This window comes from Arthrobacter sp. YA7-1, from assembly GCF_025960325.1.
GTDB classification, from domain to species: domain Bacteria; phylum Actinomycetota; class Actinomycetes; order Actinomycetales; family Micrococcaceae; genus Arthrobacter; species Arthrobacter bambusae_A.
Genome location: NZ_CP110114.1, coordinates 385,356 through 398,202, shown reverse-complemented (window position 1 = coordinate 398,202; position 12,847 = coordinate 385,356). Strand labels below are relative to the sequence as shown.

The 12,847-nt window shown below is 65.1% G+C and carries 15 protein-coding genes; all 15 read left to right on the top strand.

What is annotated here, in order from left to right; genetic code table 11:
- The first annotated feature begins 20 nt into the window (after positions 1-20).
- The 15 genes from OIT41_RS01965 (at position 21) to OIT41_RS01895 (ending at position 12,824) form a co-directional block, all read left to right on the top strand.
- Positions 21-1,331: an ABC transporter substrate-binding protein gene (locus OIT41_RS01965; protein WP_241710087.1), complete on the top strand. Its 1,311-nt coding sequence runs from the start codon at positions 21-23 to the stop codon at positions 1,329-1,331.
- A 6-nt stretch (positions 1,332-1,337) separates the two neighbouring features.
- Positions 1,338-2,318, top strand: a complete 981-nt coding sequence (locus tag OIT41_RS01960; protein WP_241710088.1) for a carbohydrate ABC transporter permease — start codon at positions 1,338-1,340, stop codon at positions 2,316-2,318.
- Entirely contained in the window at positions 2,318-3,211 is an 894-nt protein-coding gene (locus OIT41_RS01955) for a carbohydrate ABC transporter permease (RefSeq protein WP_241710089.1), read from the top strand. The genes OIT41_RS01960 and OIT41_RS01955 overlap by 1 nt, the downstream gene beginning before the upstream one ends.
- Positions 3,212-3,251: 40 nt before the next feature.
- Positions 3,252-3,995 (top strand): sugar phosphate isomerase/epimerase family protein, encoded by a 744-nt coding sequence (locus tag OIT41_RS01950; RefSeq protein WP_264637298.1) that lies wholly within the window; start codon positions 3,252-3,254, stop codon positions 3,993-3,995.
- The gene (locus OIT41_RS01945) at positions 3,992-5,128 is read left to right on the top strand and encodes a Gfo/Idh/MocA family protein (RefSeq protein WP_264637297.1); all 1,137 of its coding nucleotides are present in this window, start codon (positions 3,992-3,994) and stop codon (positions 5,126-5,128) included. The genes OIT41_RS01950 and OIT41_RS01945 overlap by 4 nt, the downstream gene beginning before the upstream one ends.
- A gap of 9 nt (positions 5,129-5,137) precedes the next feature.
- Positions 5,138-6,322 carry a Gfo/Idh/MocA family protein gene (locus tag OIT41_RS01940; RefSeq protein WP_264637296.1) on the top strand — a complete coding sequence of 395 codons (1,185 nt, stop codon included), beginning with the start codon at positions 5,138-5,140 and terminating at the stop codon, positions 6,320-6,322.
- 49 nt (positions 6,323-6,371) lie between these two features.
- Positions 6,372-7,370 carry a sugar phosphate isomerase/epimerase family protein gene (locus OIT41_RS01935; RefSeq protein ID WP_264637295.1) on the top strand — a complete coding sequence of 333 codons (999 nt, stop codon included), beginning with the start codon at positions 6,372-6,374 and terminating at the stop codon, positions 7,368-7,370.
- 3 nt (positions 7,371-7,373) lie between these two features.
- On the top strand, positions 7,374-8,252 hold the full coding sequence (locus OIT41_RS01930) for a DUF1080 domain-containing protein (RefSeq protein WP_264637294.1): 879 nt from the start codon (positions 7,374-7,376) through the stop codon (positions 8,250-8,252).
- Positions 8,249-9,133, top strand: coding sequence for a TolB family protein (locus tag OIT41_RS01925; RefSeq protein ID WP_264637293.1), 885 nt, complete (start codon positions 8,249-8,251; stop codon positions 9,131-9,133). Before OIT41_RS01930 ends, OIT41_RS01925 begins: the two co-directional genes overlap by 4 nt.
- On the top strand, positions 9,130-9,333 hold the full coding sequence (locus OIT41_RS01920; RefSeq protein ID WP_264637292.1) for a hypothetical protein: 204 nt from the start codon (positions 9,130-9,132) through the stop codon (positions 9,331-9,333). Before OIT41_RS01925 ends, OIT41_RS01920 begins: the two co-directional genes overlap by 4 nt.
- 109 nt (positions 9,334-9,442) lie before the next feature.
- Positions 9,443-9,916: a heme-degrading domain-containing protein gene (locus tag OIT41_RS01915; RefSeq protein ID WP_264637291.1), complete on the top strand. Its 474-nt coding sequence runs from the start codon at positions 9,443-9,445 to the stop codon at positions 9,914-9,916.
- A 116-nt stretch (positions 9,917-10,032) separates the two neighbouring features.
- A complete protein-coding gene (locus tag OIT41_RS01910) occupies positions 10,033-10,572 on the top strand; it encodes a GNAT family N-acetyltransferase (RefSeq protein ID WP_264637290.1) in 540 nt (179 codons plus the stop codon).
- A 56-nt stretch (positions 10,573-10,628) separates the two neighbouring features.
- A complete protein-coding gene (locus tag OIT41_RS01905) occupies positions 10,629-11,327 on the top strand; it encodes a DsbA family protein (protein WP_264637289.1) in 699 nt (232 codons plus the stop codon).
- A gap of 164 nt (positions 11,328-11,491) precedes the next feature.
- Positions 11,492-12,109, top strand: coding sequence for a DUF2510 domain-containing protein (locus OIT41_RS01900; RefSeq protein WP_264637288.1), 618 nt, complete (start codon positions 11,492-11,494; stop codon positions 12,107-12,109).
- Positions 12,110-12,182: 73 nt separating this feature from the next.
- Entirely contained in the window at positions 12,183-12,824 is a 642-nt protein-coding gene (locus OIT41_RS01895; protein WP_241710101.1) for a TetR/AcrR family transcriptional regulator, read from the top strand.
- Positions 12,825-12,847 lie beyond the last annotated feature (23 nt).

The window sequence follows — 12,847 nt, the reverse complement described above, 5'->3', positions numbered from 1 at the left end:
CGGTCCCGAAAGGAATCATCATGAATGTTCAGTCCGAAGCCAAGCGTAATTTCTCCCGCAGGGGATTCCTCGGCCTCACGGCGGCAGCAGCCGCCGTCCCGCTGCTCGCAGCTTGCGGGGGCGGCTCCAGCTCGAGCTCCGCCGGCGGCGCGATCAAATTCTGGGACATGCCGTGGGCCACAACGGCCTATAACGATGCCGCGAAGAAGATCACCGACGGCTTCTCGGGGGCCAACAGCAAGGCCAGCTACCAGATCATCCAGTGGAACAACTTCTACCAGACGTTCTCCTCGGCCATCGCGTCCAAGACCGGACCCGCAGTGTCCACCGGTGGTGGATTCCAGGCGTTCCAGTTCGAGCAGCAGGGCCAGATCGCGTACGCGGACAAGGTTGTCGACGCACTAAAGAAGAACGGCCAGTTCGATGACTTCCTGCCGGGCGTCCTGGAGCCGTTCAAGTCGGACAAGGGCTACGTCGCTGTTCCGTGGCAGCTGGACATGCGCCCCCTCTGGTACCGCAAGTCCCTCTTCGACCAGGCCGGCGTTGCGGTTCCTACCGACTGGCCCAGCCTGCTTGAAGCCGGCAAGAAGCTCAAGGGCATCGGCGCCGTCGGATTCGCGACAGGCTCCGGAGCCGGCAACAACATCGGCAACCACTTGATGATCATGATGATGATCAACAACGGCGGTGGCGTCTTCACCAAGGACGGCCAGTTGGACGTCATGAACGACCGCAATGTGGAAGCCACCGAATTCCTGCTCGAACTGGTCTCCAACGGCATCATCGATCCGGCGGCCGTCAGCTACACCTCGGACAACCTCGACGCGCAGTGGAAGAACAAGAAGGCCGCTTTCGGCATGTACGTGCTCGGCGTCCCGCAGCGCGTGGGAGATACCTCGGGGGACCTCATGGTGGCAAGCCCGATGGCCGGTCCGCACGGCGACAAAGCCACGCTGGTGTTCCCGAACAACATCATGATGTACAAGAACACTCCTTCCCAGGACGCCTCCGAGGCCTTCCTGACTTACTACATGGGCCAGCTCAAGACCCTCTGGCAGCAGAAGCTCATGAACGCCCTCCCGGTCTTCAAGTCCATCACCGAACTTCCCGAGTTTGCCAGCGATCCCAACAACGTCAAGATCGTCAAGGAATACCAGCCCATCGCGAAGACCTTCGCCGCCCAGGGAACCTCCCTCAACGCCAACCTCGCTGTCCTCGACGGCGGCCAGGCACTCAACCAGTTCACCCAGACCATCCTCACGGGCAAGACCGACGCCAAGTCGGCGCTGACAGCCTTCCAGAGCGGTCTCCAGTCAGTCCTCAAGAAGTAAAACGCCATGTCATCGACCACAGCGCAATCGGGCCTGGCCCGGGCCCGCCGGGGCCTCGCACCCGGCGGGCCCGGGGGCGGGTCCCGTACCCACAACGGCGGCCTGAACCGCAAGAGCAAACTGTCGGGCCAGACCAAACGGACCTTCTTCTGGCTCCTCCTGCCCTCGATCGTCCTGCTCGTCCTGATCAACGGCTACCCGCTGATCTACGCGGGCGTCCAGGCAACCCACGACGGCTCCCTGATCGACACCGGCAACTTCGTCGGCGTCGACAACTTCGCCACCGTCCTGTCCTCGCCCGCCTTCTGGAAGGCCGCGCAGTTCACCCTGTGGTTCACCATCGTCGGCGTCTTCGGCTCCTGGCTGGTGGGCCTGGGCCTGGCCCTGCTCCTACGCACCAAGATCCCGGCGGGCGGCACCTTCAAGGTCCTGCTCCTCCTGCCCTGGGTGGTGCCGATCGTGGTGTCCTCCACGGCCTGGAACTGGCTCGTCGCCACCCCGGACAGCCTCATCCCGTCCATCTTCCGCAACCTTGGACTCGGCACGCCGCTGTTCCTGGCCGACCCGCACCTCGCCGCCGTCATGGTCATGGTCTTCAAGGTCTGGGTCAGCTTCCCCTTCATGATGATGATGATCTCCGCCGCCCTGGCCTCCGTGGACACCACCGTCTACGAAGCCGCAAGCATGGACGGCGCCAGCAAGTGGCAGCAGTTCACCCAGATCACGCTGCCGATGATCGCCCGCTCCACCTATATCAGCTGGATCCTGATGACGATCTTCTGCGTGAACGACTTCCCCACGATCTACCTCCTCACCGGCGGCGGCCCCGTCGACGCCACCACCTCCCTCGTGGTCCTGGCCTACCGCAGCGTCTTCCAGGACTTCCAGACCGGTCCGGGCGTCGCCATCGCCTTCCTCATGACCCTCACCCTCGTCGTCGTGTCGGTCTTCCTGTACCGCCAGATCCGAAAGTCGAGCGTCGAATAATGAGCGCAGTACTGCACGCCCACCCCGAATCCGGACCCGCGCTCGGCGTCGCGGGACCCCAGAAAACCCGCCGCACCCTCTCCGAAGCCGGCTTGCGCGGACGATGGTGGCGGTTTGTCCTGATCCTGGCCATCACCGCGATCGTCCTCGTCCCGATCATGGTCACTGTGATCCTCGCCCTCACGCCGGGCCCGAACAGCACCGCCACCGGCCTGACCCTGGAAAACATCACCGGCGTCTTCTCCAAGACCCTCGCAGGCACCTGGCTGACAAACAGCCTCATCACCACGCTCTCCACGGTGGTCGTCTCCGTCGCCGTCGCGGCGCCCGCCGGCTATGTCCTCTCCCGCGGCCGCTCCAAAGCCGTCTCCGGCTACTCCCTGCTGCTCTTCGTCATGCAGTCCTTGCCGATCATCACCTCCGTGGTGCCGCTGTTCATCCTGTTCGCAGGCATGGGACTCGTGGACAACCTGCTCGGCCTGATCATCATCTACGTCGGTTCCACCATGACGGTGGCCACCTGGATGATGGCCGCCTACTTCGATTCCATCCCGGTCAGCCTTGAGGAAGCCTCCTGGATCGACGGCTGCTCGGTGTTCGGATCGTTCACGAAGGTGGTGCTGCGCAATTCCCTGCCCGGTATCCTGTCCACAGCCATCTTCGCCTTCCTCCTGGCCTGGAACGACTACCTCGTCGCGATCGTGTTCTTGCGCTCCAACGAAATCTTCACCCTCCCGGTCGGCGTGCAGTCCTTCTTCCAGCAAAACCTCACCGACTGGTCCGGCGTCATGGCCCTCGCCGTCGTCATGATGCTCCCGCCCATCATCGTTTTCGCCACCCTGAACAAGTACTTCAGCGTCGGCGGCATCGGCGGATCCCTCGCCGGCCGCTAATTCGAACCTTTTCATGCAACTGACAACGCAAAGGAAAACCATGTCTTACTCCATCCAGCTGTACACCTTGCGCAATGCCATCCAGGAAGACCTGCCGGGCACCATCAGACGCGTTGCCGAGATCGGTTTCACGCAGGTTGAACCCTACAATTTCGTGGCAACGGCAAAGGAGCTGGGCGCTGCCTTGAAGGAGAACGGGCTGAGCGCCCCCTCCGGCCACGCGCCGCTGCTGAGCCAGGACCAGGATGAGATCTTCGCCGCCGCCAAGGAACTGGGCATTGCAACGGTCATCGATCCGTACTTGCCCGCAGAGCACTGGCAGAACGCCGAGGACATCCAGGCCACCGCCGCAAAGCTCAACGCCGCCGCGAAGAAGGGTGCCGAATACGGCATCCGCGTCGGCTATCACAACCACGCCTGGGAACTTGAGTCCACCGTCGAAGGCCAGACGGCCCTGGAGTACTTCGAAGGCCTCCTCGACCCGGAACTCGTCTTGGAAGTGGACACCTACTGGGCTGCGGTCGGTGGCCAGAACCCCGTGGAACTGCTCGCGCGCCTCGGTGACCGCGTGAAGTTCATCCACATCAAGGACGGCCCCGGCACCACGGACACGAAAGCCCAGTTGCCGGCGGGCCAGGGCACCATCCCGGTGCTCGACGTCGTTGCTGCCGCCAAGTCCCTCGAGGTAGGCGTCGTTGAGTTCGACGACTACGCTGGCGACATCTTCGAAGGCATTGCCCAGAGCCTCGCCTTCCTCCACGCAGCACAGGATGTGAACGCATGAGCACCGCAACGCACCAGTCCACCCCGTCGACCCGGCGGGGGCCCGTCGGCGTCGCCGTCATCGGCGCCGGCAACATCAGCAAGGCCTACCTGGACAACCTGACGGTTTTCCCGGACCTGAAGGTTTATGTCATCGCGGACCTGTTCGAGGAAGCCGCCCAGGCACGGGCCAAGGAATACGGCATCCCGGAATGGGGTGGCGTGGACGCGGCCCTGAACCATCCCGACGTCGAGATCATCGTGAACCTGACCATCCCGGCGGCGCACGTCGAGGTGGCCACTGCTGCGGTGAACGCCGGCAAGCATGTCTGGACCGAGAAGCCGTTCTCCCTGGACCGCGAATCCGGTCTGGCCCTGTTGAAGACGGCCGACGCCGCGGGCATCCGCCTCGGCTGCGCACCGGACACCTTCCTGGGCGCAGGACTGCAGACGGCCCGCCGGATCATCGAACGCGGCGACATCGGCACCCCGCTGACTGCCTTGACCATGTTCCAGACCCCTGGCCCGGAGTCCTGGCACCCGAACCCGTCATTCCTCTTCGCCCACGGCGCAGGCCCGCTCTTCGACATGGGCCCGTACTATGTCACCGCGCTGGTCCAGACTTTCGGTTCGGTCCGCAAGGTCGCCGCCGTCGGGTCCAAGGCCAAGGAAGTCCGCGTGGTCGGTTCCGGGCCCAAGGCCGGCGAGGAATTCGCCGTCGAGGTCCCCACCCACGTGTCCGCGATGCTCCAGTTCGAGGGCGGTACTTCCTCGCACAGTGTGTTCAGCTTCGAATCCCCCCGCCTGCGGATGGGCTTCGTGGAGATCACCGGTACCGAGGGCACCCTGGAACTGCCGGACCCCAACAACTTCGACGGCGACCTCAAGCTATGGCGCGCCGGGGCCGACGAAGCTGAAATCATTCCCGCCACGGGACCGGCCCACGGCCGCGGGATGGGCGTGCTGGACATGGCCCGTTCCCTGCGCGCCGGGGTCCCCCACCGCGCCCAGGGAGCCCTCGCCTACCATGTGGTCGATACCCTGGTTTCCATTTCCGAGTCCGCCGAAACCGGCACCTTCGTAGGCGTCGACAGCTCCGCCGTGACCTCCCAGGCCCTCCCCGAGGACTGGGACCCGATGGCCGCCACCCTCTAGGAATCACTCATGACTAGCTCCGCCCCTACCCCCACCACACCTCACAACGGCGAACCGGGCAAGACACCCCTGGGTGTCGCCGCGATCGGCTACGCGTTCATGGGCAAAGCCCATTCCAACGCGTGGCGGAACGTGGCCAGTTTCTTCGACGTTCCGGCCTTCGAGCAGAAAGTGCTCGTTGGCCGGGACGCGGAACAGGTTGCCGAGGCCGCGGCGAAGTACGGGTGGAGCGAGTCCGCCACGGACTGGCGCCAGGTCCTGGAGCGAGATGACATCCACATCGTGGACATCTGCGCTCCGGGCTGGATGCACGCCGAAATCGCCACCGCGGCGCTGGAGGCGGGCAAGCACGTGCTCGTGGAGAAGCCCCTCGCGAACACCCTCGCCGAGGCCGAAGCCATGACGGAAGCCGCGCGTGCCGCCCGGGCGCGCGGTATCCAGTCCATGATCGGCTTCAACTACCGCCGCGTCCCGGCCCTGGCCCTCGCGAAGGAGCTCATTGCCGAAGGCCGGCTGGGCACGGTCCGGCACGTCCGCGCCGCCTACCTGCAGGACTGGCTCGTGGACGCCGACTCCCCCATGACCTGGCGCCTCAACAAGGAAACCGCGGGATCCGGGGCACTCGGCGACATCGCCTCCCACGCGATCGACCAGGTCCTCTTCCTCCTCGGAGACACCGTCACCGAAGTCTCCGGCCGGCTCCACACCTTCGTGGACAACCGCCCCGGGGCGAACGGTCCGGAACAAGTAACGGTCGACGACGCCGCCTGGGCCACGCTGACCCTCGCCTCCGGGGCCATCGCCTCGGTGGAAGTCTCCCGCATGGCCACGGGCAAGAAGAACTCGCTCACGATGGAAATCTACGGCGACAAGGGCTCGCTCCTGTTCGACCTGGAATCCATCAACGAGCTCGGCTTCCTCGACGCCACGGTGCCTGTCCGGGAGCAGGGCTTCCGCCGGATCCTGGTCAACGAGCCTGAACACCCCTACATGGCCGCCTGGTGGCCGCAGGGCCACGTGATCGGCTGGGAGCACACCTTCACCCACGAGATCCGTGACTTCCTCGCGGCCATCGACGCCGGGACCCCGCCCTCGCCCTCGTTCGAAGACGGACTCGCCGTCCAACAGGTCCTGGCCGCCATCGAAGAATCAGCCGACGCCAAGTCCGCCATCATCCAGGTCTCCGGCCACTAGAAACGCCGGCCGTCCAGCTTCCCCCCGTAAATTTTTGCAAGGAGAACCCATGCCCCGCCCGTATACCCTGTTCACCGGCCAGTGGGCCGACCTGCCCTTCGAGGAAGTCGCCAAGCTGGCCTCCGGCTGGGGCTATGACGGCCTGGAAATCGCCGTGTCCGGGGACCACCTGGACGCCTGGCGCTGGGACGAACCCGGCTACGTTGAGTCCAAGCTCGCCGTCCTGGACAAATACAACCTCAAGGTCTGGGCCATCTCCAACCACCTCAAGGGCCAGGCAGTGTGCGATGACCCCATCGACTTCCGCCACCAAGGGATCGTCGGGGCCAAGGTCTGGGGCGACGGGGACCCCGAAGGCGTCCGCCAACGGGCCGCCGAGGAAATGAAACACACCGCCCGCCTCGCCCGCGCCCTCGGCGTGGACACCGTCGTCGGGTTCACGGGCTCCTCGATCTGGCAGTACGTCGCCATGTTCCCGCCCGTCCCCGAGAAGGTCATCGAGGCTGGCTACCAGGACTTCGCGGACCGCTGGAACCCCATCCTGGACGTCTTCGATGAATGCGGTGTCCGCTTCGCCCACGAAGTCCACCCCTCCGAGATCGCCTACGACTACTGGACCACCGTGCGGACCCTGGAAGCGATCGGGCACCGGGAAGCGTTCGGCCTGAACTGGGACCCCTCGCACTTCATGTGGCAAGGCATCGACCCCGTCTCCTTCATCTGGGACTTCAAGGACCGGATCTACCACGTGGACTGCAAGGACACCAAGCTGCGCCCCACCGGCCGCAACACCGTCATGGGCTCCCACCTGCCCTGGGGCGACCCCCGCCGCGGCTGGGACTTCGTCTCCGCCGGACGCGGCGACGTGCCCTGGGAATCCTCCTTCCGGGCCCTCACCGCCATCGGCTACAACGGACCGATCTCCGTCGAATGGGAAGACGCGGGCATGGACCGCCTCCACGGCGCCCCCGAAGCCCTAGCGGCCCTCAAGAAGTTCGACTTCCCGCCCTCCCAAACCAGCTTCGACGCCGCCTTCAGCCAGGACTAGGTGGTGTCCGACGTGGGTAACGACGGGTTCGTCCCGCTGTTCGACGGCGCCAGCCTGGCCGGGTGGCACGCTGCGCCTCGCATTTATGGCTCGGTGTATCCCGGCGGCCCGAGCGTCCTTGAGCACTTCGACAGCCTCGGACTCCAGCGCCCCGTAGAGCCGGAGAAGCATCCTGCCCGCTGGAAGGTTGAAGACGGCGTCTTGATCGGCGAGCAGGACTCACCCGGGAGCGGCTACGGCGGCTACCTTGTCAGCGACCAGGCGTTCGGGGACTTCGAATTGAAGCTTGAGATGCGCCCCGATTGGCCTGCGGACACCGGTGTGATGATCCGGCGTCAACGGGACAGCTGGGAAGGGTTCCAAGTCCTCGTGGACCACCGCCCCTCCGGTGGCATCGGCGGCTTCTTCGGCAACGGACTGGCGAGCTTCTCGGCGGTTCCGTTCGCGATCGACGTCGCCCGGGACGACGCCGGCCGCCCCACCGGCCTTGTCGCAGACAACCCGGCCACCTCTGTGGAACCCGTCACGGAAGTGAAGCGTGCCCGGCTCAGCTACGCAGCCGACGTCGGCGATTTCCTCGACGTGTGGCGCTGGGACGAGTGGAACGAGCTGCGGATCCGCTGCGTCGGCAGCATGCCTGTCATCACCACGTGGATCAACGGCCTCAAGATCGCGGAACTGGATACCGCCACCCTGCAATCCCCCAACTACGACGCCGATGCGGTCTTCGAGGTGCTTGGCGACAGCGGACACATCGCGCTCGAGGTCCACGACAACGACGCCGTGTTCGGCGAAGCCCGCTGGGGTATCGGAGCACAATGCAGGTGGCGGAACATCCGGATCAAGGAACTCCGGGGCGGCTCCGTCGAGGCCCCCAAGTGATACGGACCCTCCAACCTGGCCAGCGCTGCGAAGTATGGATCGCCTCCGCCACAGGTGCTTCCGAACTGGCCTTCGCCACGGACGAGATCCTGCTGGAAGCACCGAACTGGACGCTCGATGGCCAGGCCCTCATCCTCAACGGTCACGGCGCCCTCTGGCGGCTGGATCTTTCGGGAGGGCTCGAAAAGGTAGCCATCACCGGAATCCCGGACCTCAACAACGACCACGTCCTCGCGCCCGATGGCTCCACCATCTACCTCTCGGCGAATGATGGCCACATCTACCGCGCAGACCTCGACGGCGGAGAGGCGGACCGCCTCACGGCCGACGACGGGTGGTTCCATTTCCTCCACGGCGTCAGGCCCGACGGACAGACGCTCGCCTACGTGGGGATAGAAGCCGGGGACTTCACCCAGCCTGGCCGGCTCATCACGATGCCTGCGGCCGGCGGCCCATCCGCGCTCGTGGACACCGGCCCTGGCCACTGCGACGGTCCCGAGTACTCGCCCGACGGCGAATGGCTGTACTTCAATACCGAAGCCTTCACCGACCGGCCGGGCCACGCCCAACTCGCCCGGGTGCGGACGAGCGGCGGCAAGCCTGAGCACCTGCTGGCGAGCGACACCGTCGACTGGTTCCCGCACCTCTCGCCCGACGGGCGGCTGGCCAGCTACATCCGCTTCCCCGGCGGCACGGAAGGCCACCCCGCGGACTTGCCGGTCGACGTCGTCGTTCTTTCCACGAGCGACTGGGCGACGCCGCTCCACACCTGGCCGCTCTTCGGCGGGCAGGGAACCCTCAACGTCAACAGCTGGTCGCCCGACTCGGAGCGGTTCGCTTATGTTGCCTATCCCGTCAGCACTTCGATTGGAACGCCATGATCCGCCACACGGTCGCTTTCTCCCTCATCCACGAGCCCGGTTCCTCCGGGGAACGGGAGTTCCTGGACGCAGCAGTCGCCACACTGACTGCCATACCGGTAGTGCAGGACTTCCGCGTATCCCGCCAGATTTCACAGAAGAGCCCGCTTGGCCTTCAGTTTGAAATGACGTTCGACGGCGCGGAGGCCTTCAGCTCCTAAAATGACCATCCTGCCCACGTCGGATTCGTGGAGTCCCGCTGGGCGAAGGAAGTGTCCGACTTTCAGGAGTTCGATTTCGAACCCTACGGCACGGAAGAACGGTAGCGCCATGGCCGGCATCAGCGCTCTTGAAGCATTGGAAGCTCTCAAACGCCAGGAAGAGGAACTGATTTTCACCTCTTTCGATCACGGTGACGCCTGGAGGCTCGGCTCGCGGCTCACGGGCATGGCCCAGGCGGCAGGCCATGCCATCGGCATCGACATCCGGCGCCCCGGGCTCATCCTTTTCCGCGCGGCGCTACCCGGCATCACACCAGACCAGGAATCGTGGATCGCACGGAAATCCGCACTCGTGTTGCGGATGGAATCCAGCAGCGCACTTGTAGAAGCCCGATTGTCCTCCGCCGGTATCGATCCGGTGGCCAGTGGGTGGCTGGGCGCCGACTACGCCGTGACAGGGGGCTCGTTTCCCGTGCGGGTCCGGGGCGTTGGCGTGGTCGCGGCCGTCACTGCGTCAGGCCTTTCTTCGCAGGAGGATCACGACCTCATTGTCGAAGGGATCCGCCAACACCTCGCAGCCTAGGCGGGAACCCTTCGCCCAACTCTCGGGCGGACCACCGCCGTCGTAATTCTTCCGGAAATGCCCCTTAAGATCAGTCTTGAGGTGCATTTCCGAGCCCGTTTGCCTGAGAGGACCGCATGAGCCAGACAATCCGTGAAGCGACAGCGGACGACGCCGGACCGCTGGCAGAGCTTGCCGCCGTCACCTTTCCGCTCGCCTGCCCGCCGGATTCCTCGCCCGAAGACATCGCGGCGCACCTGAGCAGGACGCTCAGCGCGGAGAAGTTCACTGAATACCTTGCCGATCCGGACATCACCATCCTGGCCATCGACGCCGCCGGTGAACTCCGCGGCTACAGCATGCTCGTGGCCCGACCCACAAGCGATACCGACGTCGCTTCGGCCCTGACGCTCAACCCTTCCACGGAACTGAGCAAGTGCTATGTGCATCCGGAACACCACGGCCTGGGCGCTGCCGCGGAGCTCATGAAAGTCACGTTGGACCGCGCTGCCGGCTCGGGGGCTGCCGGTGTGTGGCTCGGCGTCAACAGCCAGAACGCCAAAGCCATCCGCTTCTATGAGAAGAGCGGATTCAGGAAGGTCGGGACCAAGTCGTTCCGCTTGGGCGATTCCGTGGAGCACGATTTCGTGATGGAGCGGGCCGTCGCCGGGCTGTGACCAGTCCAACAGGCCAGGCCGGGAATGACCGGCGTCCACTTCCGGTTGTCGCCATCATGAAGATTGAGATCTGGTCAGACGTCGCTTGCCCGTGGTGCTACATCGGAAAGCGCCGGTTCGAAGCGGCCTTGGCTGAATTCCCGCACCGCGACTCGGTCGAGATCCAGTGGCGCAGCTACCAGTTGGATCCGAGCATCCCGGAACACTACGACGGCACCGAGCTGGATTACCTGAGCAAGCGCAAGGGCATGGACCCCGCGCAGGTCAGCCAGATGTTCGAGCACGTCGCGTTGCAGGCAAAAGGCGAGGGCCTCAGCTACCGCTTCGACGACGTCGTGGTGGCCAACAGCTTCACGGCACACCGCCTGATCCATCTCGCAGCCGCCCACGGCAAGCAGGACGAAGCCAAGGAACTGCTCTTGAGCGGCCATTTCGAACACGGCAAGGACATCGGCAGCCAGGAATACCTGAGCAGCCTCGGCGACGACCTGGGCCTGCCGGAAGCCGAAATCGCCGAGTTGTTCAGCACCGACAACTACGCGGAGGACGTCCGCGGCGACATCGCCGAAGCACGGATGATCGGCGTCACCGGCGTGCCGTTCTTCGTCATCGACCGCAAGTACGGACTCTCCGGCGCCCAGCCCTCGGAGGTCTTCACCCAGGCCCTCACACAGGCGTGGCAGGAAGCGAATCCGCTGGTCGCCGTCGGCAGCCCCGATGCCGAGGCCTGCGGCCCGGACGGCTGCGCGATCTAGGATCCCGGCCCGGGCCGGCGAACTTTCCAGCTTCGACGGCGACTTTCCCGTAAATTTCGTGGCGTGCGTCACGAACAGGGCACGGGTGGCGTATATAGAAGGGGCCCCGACGGGGCTCGATCTTCAAATTGCCAGGAATCACTTCCACCCACATGAGGAGCCCCATGACAGAACGTCCTGCTGCAGGCCAAGTACCGCCCGGACCGGGCTGGTATCCGGACCCTGCCGGATCGGGCAGGTCACTCTGGTGGAACGGCACGAACTGGTCCGGTTACCTCGCGCCGTCGCAGCCCGCGGTTGCTTCCGGTAGGTGGCGTCCCTTGATCAGCCCGCAGGCTCCCGTCTACAACGCCCTCGTCTGGCCGATTGTCGCCGCCCCTTTAGCCGCTGTCCTGCTGCAGGCCGCTGTGTGGAATCCGGTTCCGCGCTTTGTCTACATCCAGGGCGTCCGGACCCTTGACCCGTTCTCCATTTACACGCCCGGGTACTTCATCTCTGCCGGGGTGGGCCTCCTCGTGTACGCGGGTACTGTCGTCGCGGCCTATTTCGATTGGAAGAAGCTTCAGCAGGCAGGTGTCGTGCTCCCGTTTCATTGGGCATGGGCGTTCCTCAACCTCATTGTCTACGTGATCGGCCGGTCCGTGATCGTGCGGAAAGTCGCGCCCGGCAGGGGCCTGGACCCGGTGTGGACCTTGATCGGCGTGGTGATCGTGACTTCGGTGATCAGCATCGCCCATGCCTCGTCCATATTTCAGTCCATCTCCGGCATCTACGGGTACTAGCTTCGGGCCAGCCCCGGGAAACCACGGTCTCCGCCGGCCCAACTTTACTGACAGATCCCTGTAAAGTGTCTGTATGCCTAGGATTACGGCCGCCACCAATGCCGCGCAACGCGCTGAAACCCGACGCCGGGTCCTGACGGCTTTCGGAGAACTGCTCTTCACCCACGGACTGCCCGGATTGACCATGACCGACGTCGCGCGGCACGCCGGCGTCGGCCGGACCGCGGTGTACAACTACTACGCCGACATGGAACAGCTCCTCATCGCGTACGCCCTGGACGAGACAGAGCGGTTCCTGGGCGACCTGCGCGAATCCCTCGCGGCACTTCAGAACCCGGTGGACCGCCTTGCCCTTTACGTGCGCGCCCAGGTGGAAGACCTCAGCCGACGGCACCTCCCGCCGGGTCCTGCGATGGCGGCAGTCCTCTCCCCCGCTTCCTTCGCGAAACTGGCAGACCACGTGGGCGAACTCAACCTGCTGCTCCAGGACATCCTGCGCGACGGTATCGCCGCCGGCTACCTCCCGCCCGCCGACGTCGGCCAGCTCGCCCGGCTCATCCACGGAACCCTGTCCTCCAGCGCAGCACGCGGCAATGCGGCGAACGGGGCGGAGCTGGACGAGCTTGAGGAGCGGCTGGTCCAGACGGTGCGGTTCATCCAGTTGGGCGCAGGAGCAAGGTTCGACGACGACGGCCGGCCCGCGCGACTGGCGTGACTCGCCCGCGGGGCTGGCTGCGT